Origin of the sequence: Stenotrophomonas sp. GD04024 (genome assembly GCF_029837545.1) — a bacterium.
Classification (GTDB): Bacteria; Pseudomonadota; Gammaproteobacteria; order Xanthomonadales; family Xanthomonadaceae; genus Stenotrophomonas; species Stenotrophomonas forensis.
In genome coordinates this window covers 24,005-39,280 of record NZ_JAOEDV010000039.1, presented here as the reverse complement: position 1 = coordinate 39,280, position 15,276 = coordinate 24,005, and the positions used below count along the sequence as shown (strand labels likewise).

Here is a 15,276-nt window from a genome sequence, read left to right as displayed (position 1 = left end):
GCGCCAGCGCCGCCAGCAGGTTGAAGTTCTCCGCCACCTTGTAAGGTGCGTAGTGGCGCAGCATCACGCCGCCACTGCCGATGCGGATGCGCCGGGTCTGCGCCAGTACCCACGCCGCCAGCACTTCCGGTGCAGGGCTGGCCAGCGTGGGTGCGGCGTGGTGCTCGGCAAACCAGTAGCGGTGGTAACCCAGCTGCTCGGCGCGCTGCGCCAGCTGCAGGCTGTGGCGCAGCGCCTGCTCGGGTGACGCACCTTCGGCCACCGGGCTCTTGTCCAACACGCTGATCAGGTAGCTCATCGTCGCGTCCTCGCTCAGGGGTGGGCCACGGGAATGCCAAGCAACCCGTTCAGCGCGGCCAGGATCGGTTCGGCACCGGAGATGTACTGGCGATCCTGGTGCGCACCGCTGGCAAGCTCACTGCGTACGCCCTGCGGCAGCACCAGCTTCGGCAACGACTGATCCTGTTCACCGATCTCGGCGATCACCTCGCGGCGCGGCCGCGCGAAGCCGATGCGGCGCACGTCCAATTGCGCGTCCAGGCCGTCGATGCTCGACAGCGCACCTTCCAGCAGCAGGCTGTGCCGGCAGAAGAAGCGCTGCCCGGGAATCTGGCCGTCCTCGAACTCACGGTCGAGCAGGAACAGGATGGGTTTGTCAGTTGCGTCCAGACTCACGGAGTCGTCCTCATCAGGGCCGGCAATGCAATGCCGATTCGATATCGATGCTAGAGAAGCCAGCGCCGGCAACAGCGATGCCAGGCGACAATCGGCGGTCGGATCCGGCCATGCAGATGCGCCTTGGCCATAAGCAAAGCGCCGCCGGTTATGGCGTCAGGCAATGCGCCGAAGCGGCACCGGCAGCACGCGAGCCTGCGTGGCCAGATGCCCGACCGCACGCTCGGCCGCCAGCGCGATCCGGGCCTGCAGGGCAGCGCTGTGGATGCGCTCACCGTCGAAGTCGGCCGGCGTGGCATACACCCCGATCGGCAACGTGTGCGCCTGCAGGAAGCTGAACAACGGCCGCAGCTGGTGATCGATCACCAGCGCATGGCGCTCACTGCCCCCGGTCGCCGCCAGCAGTACCGGCGTATCCACCAATGCCTCCAGTTCGATGAAGTCCACCAGATGCTTGAACAAGCCGGGATACGAGCCGCGAAACACCGGCGCGGCCACCACCAGCAGTTCGGCGGCCTCGATTGCCTGTAGTGCCTGTTCCACTTCCGGCTGCGCCTCGGCGCGCGACAGCGACTGCCCCAGCGAACGCGCGATCGGCGCCAACTCCACCAGGTCCACGCTGGCGTGCACCCGCTGCTGCAGCGATTCCAGCAGGTGCCGGACCAGCAGCAACGTACGCGACGTCGCGGAGCTGGTCGGCGACCCGACCAAAGCAACCACCTTCAATGCAGAAGACATGAACTGCTCCCATGTAGAGCCGAGCCCTGCCCGGCTGCTTTTGCCCTTGTAGAGTCGAGCCATGCTCGACTGCCGTTGGCCTGAACCTCAGAACCGGTAATTGACCCGCCCGTACCAGTACGCGCCGACATTGCCCAGCACATCGCCGCTATCCCACGTGGTCTCGATGCTGGCCACGTCGGTGGCACTGCGCGCGTACTCGGGCACCTTGCGGGTGCGCTTGTCGAACACATTGTTGATGCCCAGTGCCGCACTCCAGCCCGCACCCAGCTCCACAGAACCGGAAAGGTTGGTCACCAGCACGGGCGGCTGCTTGTACTCCACGCCGTTGTTCAGGCGCTTGATCGGGCCGTAGTAGGTGAAGTCCACGTTCGAGCGCCAACGCCCGTTCTGCCAGCCCAGCCCTGCCACCTGCGTGTAGCTGGGCGTGCGGAAGCGCAGCGCGTACTCGCTGGACTTTGTCAGCAGGTTGATGTTCGGCAGACCCTGCAGTGCCGCCGGAATGTCGCTGACCTTCTGGATGGTGGTACGGCCGACGTTGGCCGCGTAGCTCCAGCGCAGCTTGCCCCACGCAGTTTCCTGGTTGGCTTCCAGGGTCAGCTCGACGCCGCGCGTGCGGGTGTTGCCCACGTTGGTGAAGTAACTGGCGTAGAACGCATCACCGGGCAGGATGCTGATGCCGGCCGAACCCAGCAGCGCATCAATGGTGTTCTTCTGTGCCGCGCTCAGCACCGTGCCGCTGTTGTCGGTCACCCGCGCCGGGTCCTGCGCGTTGTAGCCGATCTGGCTGGACTGGCCGAGCTGGCCGCGGATGTCGATCTGGTATGCATCCAACGCCAGATGGAACGCCGGGCTCGGGTCCCAGGTCACGCCGAGGCTGTAATTGGTGGCCTTCTCTGGCTTCAACGGCGTTGCGCCCAGCGCGATCGCCGCCGGCGAAGACACCTGCGCCACCAGCGTGGTCCCGCACGGGCAGCTGCCGGTGGCCTGGTAGAACTGCGCGCCCAGGCTGGGGGCATGGAAGCCGTTGCTGACCGTCGCGCGCAGGCCCAGAGCATCGGTGAAATCAAAGCGCGTGGTCAGGCGCCCGGTCGAGACACTGCCGAAATCCGAATGGTCTTCCCAGCGCGCGGCCGCATCCAGGTACCAGCGCGAGGTGATGTTGGTCGCCGCGCCCACATACATCGCCTTGCTGTTGCGCGTGGCCTTCACTGCATCCGCAGTGGAATAGCCGACGAACGCGGCGGCACCGAAGCCGGTATACGACTCCCACTGCCCAGCCCCACGCTCGTACTGCTCGTGCTGGTACTCGACGCCCGCACTCACTTCCAGCGGCGATGCGAACGCCGCCACCTCGAATCCACGGCGCAGATCGAGATTGGCGATGCCCTGCTGGTAGTCCAGCTTGCCGTCATAGAAATCGGTGGGCGAGCCCGGGTACGGCAGTGAGTAGTTCACCGAGTTGCGCGTGTAGGTGCGCACGGTGCTGCGGTTGCCGGTCAGGCTGGCGTCGTAGTCCCAGCCTGCGAGCTGGCCTTTCACGCCGGCCGTACCGGTGTACTGCTTCTCCTTGGTTTCCAGCACCGGCAGGAAACCGTCCGGAAACACGCTCAGCACGCCTGGTGCCTTGTACGTGGTGAAGATGGTCGCGGGCAGGCGGAAATTCTGGATCGCCTGCGCGGTGCGGTCGCTGCCGGTCGCGTTGGCATAGAACTGCGCGCTTTCACCCAGGCCATGGCCCACATTCACCGCGAAGGCCTTCAACGCATACGACGGCGAACTGAGGATGGTGTTGGCCTCGGCATTGCGGCTCGCCTCGGCCGGGTTCGGCGAGGCTCCCGCCGGCAGCCGGTTGTTGGGGCGCAGCGCCACCAGGTTGCCGTTCGCGTCTACCGCCGGGTAGCTCAGGTAGCCATCGATGTAACGGCGGGTACGGATTGCATGGTGCTGGCGCGTGCTCTCACCGGACAGGTTGACGAAGCCATCGGCGCCCCACGGCAGACCGACGTTGGCACGCACGCTGGTACGCGAGCCATCGCCATCGATGCTCTGCCCGCTTTCCACCGACAGATCGCCGCCGTGCGCCTGCGATTTCAGGATCACGTTGACCACACCGGTGATCGCGTCCGAGCCGTAGATCGCCGAGGCGCCATCGCGCAGCACCTCCACGTGGTCGATGGCAGCAACCGGAATCAGCGCCAGATCGGCCCAGGCGTGCCCGGGAAAGCCGCCGCCGTTGGCCCCGCTCACATAGGCACTGGCATTGCGGCGCTTGCCATTCACCAGCACCAGCGTGTAGCCCGGCGACAGGTTGCGCAGCTGGTAGCCGCGGATCAGGCTCTCCTGATCGCTCTGGTAGCCACCGATCTGGCTCAGCGAAGGCAGCGCACGCTGCAGCGCTTCCAGCAGGTTGCCCTGGCCGGTGGCGGCGAGATCCTCGGCGGAGATCACATCGATCGGCGTGGAACTGTTCTTCACCGTGCGCGTGCTGGTACGCGAACCGGTCACCACCACTGCATCCAGCGTGGACGCAGCCACGTTGGCGGCCGCTGCGGTGGTGGCGGGTTCGGCATCGGCTTCAGCGGCATGGCTGGGCGAGACCGCCAGGGCCGCGGCGATCAGGACAGCAAGCGTGCTCAGTACGGGGGTGTGGGCGGCAGGCATGGGGGCTCGTGGGGGATGGGCCGGAAACACGCTTCCATTCAAGAGCGTGTTCATCCGCTACGACAGGCGTGATCGCGTCACCCAGCCGTAACATCCGGCCATCCACATGACCACTGGTCATGGCGTTAGGCGGCAACGCGGTCTGCAGTGCTACATGCCCCACAGGCATCACCTCATGCCTGCACACCACTCTGCGCCACGCATCTGCACCCGTAGCATCAAGCCATGCCCGCCCTGCCCGCCGATCCCAACGCGCCACTGGTCGCCATCGTCGCCTGCCATGGCCAGGGGCTGTTCGAGTTCGGCTGCGCGGTCGGCCTGTTCGCACCGGTGCGGCCGGAACTGGGCGTGGCCTGGTACCGCACCCAGCTGTGCGCAGGCGAACCCGGCGCACTACGCATGCTCGGCAACACCCAGGTGCAGCTGCCCTACGATCTGGGCAGCGTCGATGACGCCGACATCATCGTCATCCCCGGTTGGCGCGAACCCAGCGAGCGCCCGCCACAGGCACTGCTCGATGCGCTCAACCGCGCCCACGCACGCGGCGCACGCATCGCCTCGATCTGCTCCGGTGCGTTCGTGCTGGCCTGGGCCGGCCTGCTCGATGGCCGCCAGGCCACCACCCACTGGCGCCTCACCGAAGCGCTTGCACGCGACTTCCCCCGCGTCGATGTACGCGAGGATGTGCTGTACGTGGATGCGGGCAGCATCATTACTTCGGCCGGCTCGGCCACGGGCATGGACATGATGCTGCACATGGTGCGCAAGGATTACGGCGCGCGCGTGGCCAACCTGGTAGCCGAACGGCTGGTGCTGGCGCCGTGGCGCGATGCCGGGCGCAGCCAGCGGGTCAGCCGCGCGATTCCCAATGGTGAGCCCAGCCGCCTGGCGAAGCTGATGGAATGGATGCGCCGCAACCTGCGCGAGCCGCACTCGCTCGGCAGCCTCGCCGAGCAGGCCGCGCTCAGCCAGCGCACACTGCAACGACAGTTCCTGGACGCCACCGGCCTGTCACCCATCGACTGGTTGATCCGCGAGCGCGTGGCCTTCGCCCGCGAGTTGCTGGAAACCACCGACCGGCCGCTGCAATGGATCGCCGAGCACGCGGGCTTCGGTTCGCAGGAATCGTTCCGGCGCCACTTCCGCAGCCAGGTCGATGCCAGCCCCACCGAGTACCGCAGCCAGCATCGCAGCGGCATCGGTGCGGATCGCCTGGTCGGCTGCTGAGCGCCCTCTGTCCCGACTTTCCACGCCGTCATCATCGCTGCAAGATAGGGGCACGCCCCACACTGCCGATGGAACGGTGATGAACGACAGCCCCTACAGGACCTACCGCGTCGGAATCGGCGTTTCGCTGGTGTTGGCCACGCTCCTCGCCACGCTCTCGCTCATCGCGGTGGCCACTCCCAACCTGGGCTGGGGTGTCGTGGCGCTGGCCACCATCGCACTCTGGGTCGGCTTCCCATTGCTGTTGGTGCTCGTGCTGGCCTGGCTGCGCTACATGGTGCGGCAGCGCGGGCGTGTTCCCGGCCGCGTACATGCGTTGATGTTCGTGCCGACCGCTGCGGCCATGCTCATCATTCCCCTGTGGCAGTCCCTGCAGCACACGTGGTCCACCGTGGCAGGTGGGTCGCGTGACCCGATTGCCGAGCGGCACATCAATCTCAGCGGGCAGCCCCTGTGGCTGGACACCGCGCCGTACGCGTCCACCGGCTCCGGCACTGGCCCGGACCTGCCCATGCAAGGCGACACACCCGGGCATTTCGTGGCCTTCCACCGCTACCCCAACGCGCAGTCCGATGCAGACAGGGCCTTCCCGTATGAAGAGGGTCGCCTGAAGCGTTCCGTTGACCATTATCGCTACGCCACGCCGTCCGGGGATCGCGCCGTCACCGACGTGCCACTGGTCCGCCAGCCTTATCCGGACACCACACGCTTCAACACCGGATGGGGCCGCACAGGCACACCGGAGCTCGTACATCTCTACTACCACTACAGCGATCATGTGGAGGTCGCGCCCACGCTCGCACGCCTCAGCGGCTCCACTGCCGACGATCTGCAGCGCAGCCGCTTCGAGGGCCTGGTGCTGTTCACCATCCACAACTATGGCAGCGCGCCCATCGTGCGGATGGAAGCCAATGGCATCGCACTGGACATCGGTGACAGGGCCATCGAGAACATCCCGGTGGCGCCTGCGGATTGCACAGCCTATGGCTACCCGGCCGGCGTCGCGCTGCTGCCACTCGACCTGCCGCTGCAGGTGCGCTGGCAAACCGCCGATGCGCCGACACAGTGGCACAGCGCGCGCGTGCAGGTGCCTGCGTTCCGGCAGGCGCAGCCGTTGCCGGGCCAATCCACGTTGCAGCGCGTTCTGCTGTACGTACTGCCCGACGGCATGCTGGCCGCCGAGCGCTATGCCGAGGTGTTCGACGGCGACACACGGCGTGGCATCAAGGCCACCGGCCTGCCGGCCAGCGCTGCCGCCTTCGCGCGGTGTGGCAGCGCTCGGGCTGGCTACGGCGATGATGCCGACGCCGTGCTGGCCGACTGATCCACAGCGCTGGCGTTCTCAGCCACGCGTACGCACAGCACGTGCATGGATCCTCCAGCACTGCGCCAGGAAGCCGAGCACAAACACCACAGCACAACCGAGCAGCGTCTGCACGATCACCGGCGCCAGCGGTGCGGCGGCAATCGGGTGCGACAGCGGTACCCGCGTCAGCGTTTCATTCACGCCCGGCACCAGCGACAGCAGGAAGCTGAAAGACAGCCCGAAGGTCGACAGGTACGGCCGCGCGCGGCCAAGGAACTGCAGTCGCCCGGCCAGCACACCGCCGAACGCGGCCAGCAGCACGATCACGCCGAAGGCGTGGCCCGGATTCAGCCCGCCGGTGCTGGACACGGTGAACGAGGTCGCCACCGACAGCACCAGGCCAACCAGATAGGCCTTGCCCGAACGCGTGGCCGGGTCGATGGCGCGGTGACGGATGAAGCCATACAGACCGGCAAGCACCGGAACCAGACTGACAGCGGTGTGGATCACCCCGAGGGCGGAAAGGGCGTGTGACATGGGTAAACTCCTCTAGATTTTATGAACCTACTAGTAGGTAGGCTTAGTGCTCAAAAGAAAGGCCCGCGAACCTCGCAGGCCCCGACAACCGGGTTCAGCGGGCGGTGCTCACCCGCGCAATGGCCAGCCGCGCCAGCGTGGCAAACGTGCCGGCATCGCCGAAACCGCGCGCGGCCAGCATCGCGCCATGTACCGCCGACATGAATGCCTTGGCCTCATCGGCCGCGGAGCCCTGCAGATGCAGTTGCCCCGTCGCCGCCCCCTTCTGCAGGGTCAGCGCCAGCCAGCCGCTCAGGTCCTCGAAATGGCCGCGCACTTCCTCGGCAATCTCCGCAGGAATCATCGGCGACTCGGCTGCCAGCATCGCGCAGATGCAGAACGACGACGTGCCGCCGGCGATGCAGGCCGACCAGTAGTCCACGTAGGCATTTAGCTCCTGCAGCGGGTCGTCCAGCTGCCGGTCCAGCAGCGCCAGGCCCTCGCGCGCCTCGGCCCGGTACAGTTCGACCACCGTGCGCACCAGGTCCGCCTTGCTGGGGAAATGGTGGTGGATGCTGGCCTTGCTGATGTTGACCCGCGCCGACACGTCGGCGTAGCTGAAACCGTTGTAGCCGCCGGCCTCCAGCAGCGAACGGGCGTGGGCCAGGATCTCCAGGGCCTTGGGCGAGAGCGACTCTTTCATGAGCATAAACCTACTAGTAGGTAGACACGCAGTCAATACCCCACCGGTAGTGCCGGCCGCTGGCCGGCATCCCAGGAAACCAGGCCCGTCCTGTTCCGTGCCCCTCAATGCGAAGACACGTACACCGCCTCTGCCGGGCCCGGCGGCACCGCAAAACTGCGCCGCATGCGTGCCACCTCGGCCGCGGGCGGCAGCGCGAACAGGCGCTTGAACTCGCGGTTGAACTGCGACGGGCTGGCGTAACCCACCGCCAGCGACGCGGCCTCGGCTGTCATGCGCTGGCGCAGCATCAGCAGCCGCGCCTGATGCAGCCGGGTCGACTTCACGTACTGCATCGGCGACGTACCGGTAACCGCGCGGAAGTGGTCATGGAAGGTCGCCACGCTCATGCCTGCCTCGGCCGCCAGCTGGCCCACATCCAGGGCCGTGGCATATGCCGCATGAATCGTGCGCAGCGCCTTGCCGATGCTGCCGAAGCGCCCGCGCATGGCCAGCGCCTCGCGCATCGCAGCGCCCTGTGCGCCGGTCAGCACGCGGAAGTACAACTCACGCACCAACGCCGGCCCGAGCACCGCGGCTTCCAGCGGATCGGCCAACGCTTCCAGCAGGCGCAGCACCGTGGCCTGCATCGGTGCCTGCATCGGGCTGGACATCATGCTCTGTGCGGGTACCTGCCCTGCACCGGCCTGCTCGCCCAGTTCGATCATCAGGTCCGCCGCCAGCTGCAGGTCCAGGTGCAGATAGATCGCCAGCAGCGGCGCCTGTTCCGAGGCCTCGGTTTCCATCGTGAACGGCACCGGCACCGACACCGCCAGGTAGTGCTGCGCGTCGTACTGGTACACCTGCCCGCCCAGATAGCCGCGCTTCACGCCCTGGCAGACGATCACGATGCCGGGGTCATACAACACCGGCGTACGCGCCAGCGGCCGGTTCGAGCGCAGCAGGCGCACCCCGGGCAGCGGCGTGAGCGTGTAGCCCTCTTCCACCGCCAGGGTCTGCAGCAGGCCGACCATGCGCGCCTGCATCTGCGCCTGCTGGGAATCGACCACGGGCACGAGCACTCCAGAGGAATAGGCAAGAATGGACGAATCCTAGGCCTGTGGCGCGGATCGCTCAAGCACTAACGTGCAAGCCCTCCCCCAACGAGCCTGATCGCCATGTCCTCTTCCCGCCTCATCCTCATCACCGGCGTCAGCAGTGGTTTCGGCCGCGCCCTGGCCCAGCAGGCCCTGCAGGCCGGCCACCGCGTGGTCGGTACCGTGCGCAACGACCAAGCGCGCGTGGCATTCGAAGCGTTGGCTCCCGGCCGCGCCTTCGGTCGCCTGCTCGACGTGACCGATGCCGATGCCATCGATGCGCTCGTCGCCGATGTCGAAGAAAGCGTCGGCGCCATCGACGTGCTGGTCAACAACGCCGGTTACGGCCACGAAGGCATCCTCGAAGAATCCACGCTGGCCGAGCTGCGCCACCAGTTCGAAGTGAACGTGTTCGGCCCGGCCGCAATGATCAAGGCGGTGCTGCCGCACATGCGCGCACGCCGTCGCGGCCACATCCTCAACATCACCTCCATGGGCGGCTTCATCACCATGCCCGGCATCGCCTGGTACTGCGGCAGCAAGTTCGCGCTGGAAGGCATCAGCGAAGTGCTGGGCAAGGAAGTGGCAGCGTTCGGCATCCACGTCACCGCCGTTGCACCGGGCTCCTTCCGCACCGACTGGGCCGGGCGCTCGATGGCACGGGCACCGCGCAGCATTGAAGACTACGACGCACTGTTTGACCCCATCCGCAGCGCGCGCGAGGCAAAGAGTGGCCACCAGCTGGGCGACCCGCTGAAGGCGGCGCAGGCCATGCTGCAGATCATCGACAGCGACGCGCCACCCAGCCACCTGCTGCTGGGCAGCGACGCGTTGCAACTGGTGCGCGCGAAGCTGGCGTCGATGGCCAGCACCATCGATGCCTGGGAACAGCTCAGCCGCTCCACCGACGGCATCGCGTGAAGCGTGGGGGCAGCCGATGCGTTCACCGGCTGCCACCCTTCCGCCGGCTCAGTCATCCTGCACCAGCTTGAACTCGCGCAGCAGGCCACCAATTTGCGTCTTGTCCAGCTTGTTCATCAGCAGGTTGCGCAGGAAGGCCGGCCCGGGAATGTCCAGCTCCTTGCCATCGCGCAGGCGGCCGGTTGCCGCCAGCAGCGAACGCACGTCATAGGTGGAATTGAACACCTCCGGCACGCCGCGCTCGATACCCAACAGCGTGTACACCGCTTCCATCGGCGTGCGCACCGAGTACTCGGTAGTGAAGATGCAGTCGCGCTGCTTCGACTCGGCGAACTGGCCGATGAAAGCGAAGTTCACCGCCCCCTCCGGCACCACGTCCGGGCGATCACCGGCCTGGCGCGGCATGAAGAACGCGGTCACGTACGGCATCATCACCGGCACCGTCTTCGCACCGGTCGCAGCCAGTTCGTCGATCTCGTCCAGCGGCACGCCCAGGTGGTACAGCCACTCGCGGGTGATCTCCTCGCCGCTGCACTCCTGCATCGGTTTCTTCACGTAGTCGCCGGGAGTATCCACGAACAGCGAATACACCCACACCACGATCTGGTCCTTGGGCTGGTTCTTGAAATGCGGCTGCCGGTTCACTGTCCAGCTCATCAGCCAGCGCGAGTCGCGCACGCTCACGATGCCGCCGGTCACCACCTTGCCACTGAACGGATCGCGCTTGGCAATCTTCTGGATATAGGCCGGAATACGCGCATCCAGCGTGGTCACCGTTGCCGATTCCCACTTGGTCTCGGGAATATGCGCACCGAACACATCCGGGCGCCCGAACGCCGCGTCCTTCGCGGCGATGCGCCGCCACAGGTCCCACGCCGGTGCCGGGCCTTCATTCAAGCGCGCCGCCGTGTGGTGATCGCCATTGTCTGAATTCTCGGTCAGCGAGCCGATGGTCATGAACACCAGGTCATCCGCGCCCAGATCGACGCCACCGGCCACGCCATCGCGGGTCCAATGGATGCGCGTGGCCTGCTTGCGGCTGGCCTGCAGATCGAAATCTACATCGGTCACTTCGGTGCCGTACTGGAACACCACGCCACGGTCCTGCAGCCACTTCACCAGCGGCAGCACCAGCGATTCGTACTGGTTGTACTTGGTGAACTTCAGCGCCGAGAAATCCGGCAATCCGCCGATGTGGTGGATGAAGCGATGCAGGTACAGCTTCATTTCCAGCGCCGAATGCCACTCCTCGAACGCGAACATGGTGCGCCAGTACAGCCAGAAGTTGCTGTCCAGGAAATCGCGGCCCAGCACCTCGTCGATGCGCTTGTTCTCCATCTCCTGCCGGGTGGCCAGGAACAGCGCGATGATGTCCTTCTGCGCCTGCTCGCTCAGGGTGAACAGGCCATCGGTATGCGCATCCTCGCCGCGATTGATCGTGGCCCGCTGCAGCGAATAGTTCGGGTCATCCTTGTTCAACCAGTAGAACTCGTCCAGCACACTGGCATCGTCAATCTCCAGCGACGGGATCGAGCGGAACAGGTCCCACAGGCACTCGAAGTGGTCTTCCATCTCGCGGCCGCCGCGGATCACGAAACCCTTCTCCGGCACCTTCAGGCCGTCCAGCGCGCCACCGGCAATCTGCTGCTGCTCAAGGATGGTGATGCGCTCACCGGCCATCCGGCCGTCGCGTATCAGGAACGCCGCTCCGGCCAGCGAAGCCAGCCCCGAACCGACGAACCACGCGCGCTTGCCATCAACACCCGCCGGCTTGCGCGGGCGCGCGAAGGCTTCGTAGTTGCCACTGCTGTAGTACATGCACTGCTCCTTCCTGGAGGGGGTAACCCCACTGTAAACGCCGCATGCGTCAGCACCGCTTAGGAATAGTTGCGAGCGCTTGCGACCAAATGCCGCAGCAGTGCCAGGCCATGCCTGTTAACCTCCTCCGCAACCATATTTGACATGCAGGCATTTGCCTGCCTATAGTCCACCCAAGGACGGCACCTGCCCGCCCATCGCGAGGAACCTGCCATGGTGGATATCGCACACAGGGTCGGCATCAAGGCCCCCGCAAGCCAGGTGTACCAAGCCCTGGCCACCCCCGAAGGCGTCGCCGCCTGGTGGGCCGAAGACAGCCACGGCGACCGCGACGTCGGCGGCACGGTCAAGGTTCGCTTCACCAATAACGGGCAGGAAATCGGCGCCATGGAAATGAAGCTGGAACAGCTCATTCCCGGCCAGCTGGTGCTCTGGGAATTCCTCGCCGGCCCCACCGAATGGATCGGCACCCACGCACGCTTCACGCTGAAACAGGAAGGCGACTACTGCATCGTCCTGTTCACCCACGAAGGCTGGAAGGAACGCGTCGAATTCACCTCCCACTGCAGCACCAAGTGGGCAGTGTTCCTGCTCAGCCTCAAGGCCCTGCTGGAAACCGGCAAAGGCCAACCCAACCCGCACGACGTCAGGATCGACAACTGGAACTGAAGACGCCCCGCATGAATGCAGACAAGGTGTTCAAGGCACTGGCCGACCCCACGCGCAGGACGCTGTTGGACCTGCTCTGCGAAGACAACGGCCAGACCCTGGGCCAGCTCTGCGAACACCTGGACATGGCCCGGCAATCGGTCACCCAGCACCTGGGCCTGCTGGAAGACGCCAACCTCATCAGCACCGTGCGCCGTGGCCGCGAGAAGCTGCACTTCATCAACCCGGTGCCGCTGCACGAGGTGTACGAGCGCTGGGTCCGCAAGTTCGAGCAGCAGCGCCTGAGCCTGCTGCATGACCTGAAACGAGAACTGGAAGGAGAATGACGATGTCCGCAGAGTCCACCCGCTTCATCCACGTGATCTACATCGCCTCCACCCCGCAGAAGGTGTTCGAGGCCATCACCCGCCCCGAGATCGCCAGCCGCTACTGGGGCCACGAAAACGTGTCGGACTGGAAGCCCGGCTCGCGCTGGCAGCATGTGCGTGCCAACGAAACGCGCTCGGTCGAGCTGGTCGGCGAAGTGGTGGAAAGCACCCCACCCTCGCGGCTGGTGATCACCTGGGCAGCCGCCTCGCAGGCCGACAACCCCGATGCCTACAGCCGCGTCACCTTCGACATTGTGCCCTACCAGGACATGGTGCGGCTGACCGTTACCCATGAGGAGCTGGAACCGGGCAGCGGCATGGATACCGGCATCCGCCAGGGCTGGCCGATCGTACTGTCCAGCCTGAAGTCGCTGCTGGAGACGGGCAAGGGGCTGGATGTGTTTGCGAAGCCGAGTTGAACATCCCAGCCCGGGCTGAAGGAGCGTCGCCGCGCTAACGGCAAGCGGCGACGCGCTTTCCCTGCCACACCGCCAACGATGGGATCAGGGTTTCCGACGAGCTGCCCGCAGTGCTCAGCTGGCCATCAAGGTAGGTCAGCCGCAGGGTCTTCCCGTCCCGGCGCAACACAATGGAATCCGTAGCGCCACTCACCAGCACAAGATCACGCCCGCGTTGCTTGACCCGCATCAGCACCGGCGCGATGGCTGCGCCCTCGTAACGCTGGACCAATGCGTAGCCGCCATCGGCCTCGCTGACAAACGACACCTCCAGGCCAAGAAGATCGCCCGACTCGGCGTGCCTGCAGACGCTGGAATACGTGGCGTCCCGCGGCTCCGCGTTGGCACTGGCTACCGGCGCGGACAACACCAGCAGACCCACTACCAACGCAAACGATGGAATCGAACCGGCCATTCCCTGTCTCCCCGTCCTGGATGCTGGCGGCAGCGTAGCGCGTTTCCCTGCTGAACGCCCGCCCCACGCTCACCGCTGCCAAACCGGGTTCCGACCGCACTCCGACGCCGCCCGCCACAGCATCACCCACAGGCTCCCAGGCGACTTTCGATGAGTGCTTCAGACGCAGATTCCCTGCACAGCAAAGTGGCGGCGGTCACCCTCGGCTTCTGGGTGATGAAGATCGCCGCCACCACGCTCGGCGAGACCGCGGGCGACCTGCTGTCGATGACGCTCAACCTGGGCTACGTGGCCAGCTCGGCCATCCTGCTCACCATCTTCGCCGCCCTGCTGGCCCTGCAACTGTCGGCGCAGCGCTTCCAACCGGTGCTGTTCTGGTCGGTGGTGTTGGCCACCAGCACCGCCGGTACCACGATGTCCGACCTGCTCGACCGCACGCTCGGCCTGGGCTACGCCACCGGCGCCAGCCTGCTGGCCGGTGGCCTGGCGCTGGTGCTGCTGGCGTGGCGGGTGTCGGAGCAGTCGATCTCGGTCAGCAACATCGCATCGCGCCGCGCCGAAGGCTTCTACTGGACCGCCGTGCTGTTCTCCAACACGCTCGGCACCGCCCTGGGCGACTTCCTCGCCGACGATTCCGGGCTGGGCTTCACCGGCGGCGCACTGCTGATCGGCAGCCTCATCGCGCTCACCGCACTGGCCACCCGCATCAAGGGCATCAACCGGGTCATCCTGTTCTGGATCGCCTTCGTACTCACCCGCCCGTTCGGCGCCACCTTCGGCGACCTGCTCACCAAGCCGCTGGAAAAGGGCGGCCTGGGCTTCGGCACGGTGGGGTCGTCGCTGGTGCTGTTCACCATCCTCGCCACGCTGGTCGCACTGCCGATGCTGCAGCGGCGCGCACAACCCGCCAATTAGCGGGCCGTCCAGCCCCCATCCACCGGCAGCGCCGTGCCGGTGATCTGCGACGCCGCGTCCGACGCCAGGAACACCACCATCTCGCCCAGTTGCTCGGGCGTCACGAACTGCAACGAAGGCTGCTTTTCGGCCAGCAGCGCACGGGCGGCGGTTTCCTGATCCGTGCCCTCCTTCTCCGCCAACGCGGTGATCTGCTGCTCGACCAGCGCCGTCCGCACCCAGCCCGGGCAGATCGCATTGGCGGTGATGCCGGTGCCCGCATTCTCCAGCGCGGTCACCTTGGTGAATCCCACCACGCCATGCTTGGCCGCCACATAGGCCGACTTGTTCACCGAGCCCACCAACCCATGCACCGATGCGATGTTGATGATGCGACCGGCACCCTGCTGCTTCATGTGCGGCAACGCCGCCGCCGTTGCATGGAACACCGCCGAGAGATTCAGCGCCAGGATCGCATCCCACTTTTCAGCGGGAAATTCCTCGATCGGTGCGGTGTGCTGGATGCCCGCGTTGTTCACCAGGATGTCGATGCGCCCCATTTTCGCAACGGCGTGGTCGATCATTCCGCGCACCGCCTCGCCACGCGAAAGGTCGGCGCCATCGTGCGCGACCCGTACGCCGAATTCGGTTTCCAAGTGGGAACGGATGCGTTCGATCTCCGCCGCATCGCCGAAGCCATTCAGCACGATGTCGGCGCCTTGCCGTGCCAGTGACGTGGCGATGCCAAGACCGATACCGCTGGTGGAGCCGGTAACTACCGCGACCTTTCCAGAGAACATGGGAGAGATTCCTTACGACGGAGGCCCA

17 protein-coding genes are annotated in these 15,276 nt (G+C 66.0%); 7 read left to right on the top strand and 10 right to left on the bottom strand.

Annotated elements, in window-relative coordinates:
- The 4 genes from N7590_RS13535 to N7590_RS13520 all read right to left on the bottom strand — a co-directional run.
- On the bottom strand, positions 1–298 hold a 298-nt coding region (locus tag N7590_RS13535; protein WP_279935612.1), incomplete at its 3' end, for an LLM class flavin-dependent oxidoreductase.
- A gap of 14 nt (positions 299–312) precedes the next feature.
- Positions 313–675, bottom strand: coding sequence for a DUF3088 family protein (locus N7590_RS13530; protein ID WP_005416277.1), 363 nt, complete (start codon positions 673–675; stop codon positions 313–315).
- Between the two features lie 156 nt (positions 676–831).
- On the bottom strand, positions 832–1,413 hold the full coding sequence (gene msuE, locus N7590_RS13525) for an FMN reductase (RefSeq protein WP_053508903.1): 582 nt from the start codon (positions 1,411–1,413) through the stop codon (positions 832–834).
- A gap of 87 nt (positions 1,414–1,500) precedes the next feature.
- Entirely contained in the window at positions 1,501–4,077 is a 2,577-nt protein-coding gene (locus tag N7590_RS13520; protein ID WP_279935611.1) for a TonB-dependent receptor, read from the bottom strand.
- Positions 4,078–4,302: 225 nt separating this feature from the next.
- Here N7590_RS13520 and ftrA point away from each other — a divergent pair, with 225 nt between their 5' ends.
- Together ftrA and N7590_RS13510 are read left to right on the top strand one after the other, a co-directional pair.
- A complete protein-coding gene (gene ftrA, locus N7590_RS13515; protein WP_053508907.1) occupies positions 4,303–5,304 on the top strand; it encodes a transcriptional regulator FtrA in 1,002 nt (333 codons plus the stop codon).
- Positions 5,305–5,383: 79 nt separating this feature from the next.
- The gene (locus N7590_RS13510) at positions 5,384–6,628 is read left to right on the top strand and encodes a hypothetical protein (protein ID WP_164242738.1); all 1,245 of its coding nucleotides are present in this window, start codon (positions 5,384–5,386) and stop codon (positions 6,626–6,628) included.
- A gap of 18 nt (positions 6,629–6,646) precedes the next feature.
- Here N7590_RS13510 and N7590_RS13505 read toward each other — a convergent pair whose 3' ends face one another.
- The 3 genes from N7590_RS13505 to N7590_RS13495 all read right to left on the bottom strand — a co-directional run bounded on the left by N7590_RS13505 (position 6,647) and on the right by N7590_RS13495 (position 8,878).
- Entirely contained in the window at positions 6,647–7,147 is a 501-nt protein-coding gene (locus N7590_RS13505; RefSeq protein WP_164242739.1) for a hypothetical protein, read from the bottom strand.
- Between the two features lie 94 nt (positions 7,148–7,241).
- Complete coding sequence (locus tag N7590_RS13500; protein ID WP_008265334.1) at positions 7,242–7,829, bottom strand: TetR/AcrR family transcriptional regulator; 588 nt, start codon at positions 7,827–7,829, stop codon at positions 7,242–7,244.
- Between the two features lie 104 nt (positions 7,830–7,933).
- The gene (locus tag N7590_RS13495; protein ID WP_164242740.1) at positions 7,934–8,878 is read right to left on the bottom strand and encodes an AraC family transcriptional regulator; all 945 of its coding nucleotides are present in this window, start codon (positions 8,876–8,878) and stop codon (positions 7,934–7,936) included.
- A 108-nt stretch (positions 8,879–8,986) separates the two neighbouring features.
- Between N7590_RS13495 and N7590_RS13490 the strand changes: the two genes are divergently transcribed.
- Positions 8,987–9,826, top strand: a complete 840-nt coding sequence (locus N7590_RS13490) for an oxidoreductase (RefSeq protein WP_164242741.1) — start codon at positions 8,987–8,989, stop codon at positions 9,824–9,826.
- Between the two features lie 48 nt (positions 9,827–9,874).
- Here the strand turns inward: N7590_RS13490 and N7590_RS13485 are convergent, their stop codons facing one another.
- Positions 9,875–11,644 carry an oleate hydratase gene (locus N7590_RS13485; protein WP_279935608.1) on the bottom strand — a complete coding sequence of 590 codons (1,770 nt, stop codon included), beginning with the start codon at positions 11,642–11,644 and terminating at the stop codon, positions 9,875–9,877.
- 213 nt (positions 11,645–11,857) lie between these two features.
- Here N7590_RS13485 and N7590_RS13480 point away from each other — a divergent pair, with 213 nt between their 5' ends.
- From N7590_RS13480 to N7590_RS13470, 3 genes are read left to right on the top strand one after another with little or no spacing between them, the layout of a single operon-like run.
- Entirely contained in the window at positions 11,858–12,313 is a 456-nt protein-coding gene (locus N7590_RS13480; RefSeq protein ID WP_164242743.1) for an SRPBCC domain-containing protein, read from the top strand.
- Positions 12,314–12,324: 11 nt separating this feature from the next.
- A complete protein-coding gene (locus tag N7590_RS13475) occupies positions 12,325–12,639 on the top strand; it encodes a metalloregulator ArsR/SmtB family transcription factor (RefSeq protein ID WP_005416268.1) in 315 nt (104 codons plus the stop codon).
- Between the two features lie 2 nt (positions 12,640–12,641).
- Entirely contained in the window at positions 12,642–13,100 is a 459-nt protein-coding gene (locus N7590_RS13470) for an SRPBCC family protein (protein ID WP_088430615.1), read from the top strand.
- A gap of 34 nt (positions 13,101–13,134) precedes the next feature.
- Here the strand turns inward: N7590_RS13470 and N7590_RS13465 are convergent, their stop codons facing one another.
- Positions 13,135–13,554, bottom strand: a complete 420-nt coding sequence (locus tag N7590_RS13465; protein WP_164242744.1) for a hypothetical protein — start codon at positions 13,552–13,554, stop codon at positions 13,135–13,137.
- Between the two features lie 150 nt (positions 13,555–13,704).
- On the opposite strand from N7590_RS13465, the gene N7590_RS13460 reads away from it, so the two are divergent.
- On the top strand, positions 13,705–14,469 hold the full coding sequence (locus tag N7590_RS13460; RefSeq protein WP_164242745.1) for a hypothetical protein: 765 nt from the start codon (positions 13,705–13,707) through the stop codon (positions 14,467–14,469).
- Here the strand turns inward: N7590_RS13460 and N7590_RS13455 are convergent.
- A complete protein-coding gene (locus N7590_RS13455) occupies positions 14,466–15,248 on the bottom strand; it encodes a 3-hydroxybutyrate dehydrogenase (protein WP_164242746.1) in 783 nt (260 codons plus the stop codon). The two genes, N7590_RS13460 and N7590_RS13455, sit on opposite strands and share 4 nt — an antisense overlap.
- Positions 15,249–15,276 lie beyond the last annotated feature (28 nt).

Excerpts from the sequence above, each read along its gene's own strand:
- msuE (WP_053508903.1), bottom strand. The coding sequence starts at position 1,413 with ATGTCTTCTGCATTGAAGGTGGTTGCTTTGGTCGGGTCGCCGACCAGC.
- N7590_RS13520 (WP_279935611.1), bottom strand. The coding sequence starts at position 4,077 with ATGCCTGCCGCCCACACCCCCGTACTGAGCACGCTTGCTGTCCTGATC.
- ftrA (WP_053508907.1), top strand. The coding sequence starts at position 4,303 with ATGCCCGCCCTGCCCGCCGATCCCAACGCGCCACTGGTCGCCATCGTC.
- N7590_RS13510 (WP_164242738.1), top strand. The coding sequence starts at position 5,384 with ATGAACGACAGCCCCTACAGGACCTACCGCGTCGGAATCGGCGTTTCG.
- N7590_RS13505 (WP_164242739.1), bottom strand. The coding sequence starts at position 7,147 with ATGTCACACGCCCTTTCCGCCCTCGGGGTGATCCACACCGCTGTCAGT.
- N7590_RS13500 (WP_008265334.1), bottom strand. The coding sequence starts at position 7,829 with ATGAAAGAGTCGCTCTCGCCCAAGGCCCTGGAGATCCTGGCCCACGCC.
- N7590_RS13490 (WP_164242741.1), top strand. The coding sequence starts at position 8,987 with ATGTCCTCTTCCCGCCTCATCCTCATCACCGGCGTCAGCAGTGGTTTC.
- N7590_RS13485 (WP_279935608.1), bottom strand. The coding sequence starts at position 11,644 with ATGTACTACAGCAGTGGCAACTACGAAGCCTTCGCGCGCCCGCGCAAG.
- N7590_RS13480 (WP_164242743.1), top strand. The coding sequence starts at position 11,858 with ATGGTGGATATCGCACACAGGGTCGGCATCAAGGCCCCCGCAAGCCAG.
- N7590_RS13475 (WP_005416268.1), top strand. The coding sequence starts at position 12,325 with ATGAATGCAGACAAGGTGTTCAAGGCACTGGCCGACCCCACGCGCAGG.
- N7590_RS13470 (WP_088430615.1), top strand. The coding sequence starts at position 12,642 with ATGTCCGCAGAGTCCACCCGCTTCATCCACGTGATCTACATCGCCTCC.
- N7590_RS13465 (WP_164242744.1), bottom strand. The coding sequence starts at position 13,554 with ATGGCCGGTTCGATTCCATCGTTTGCGTTGGTAGTGGGTCTGCTGGTG.
- N7590_RS13460 (WP_164242745.1), top strand. The coding sequence starts at position 13,705 with ATGAGTGCTTCAGACGCAGATTCCCTGCACAGCAAAGTGGCGGCGGTC.
- N7590_RS13455 (WP_164242746.1), bottom strand. The coding sequence starts at position 15,248 with ATGTTCTCTGGAAAGGTCGCGGTAGTTACCGGCTCCACCAGCGGTATC.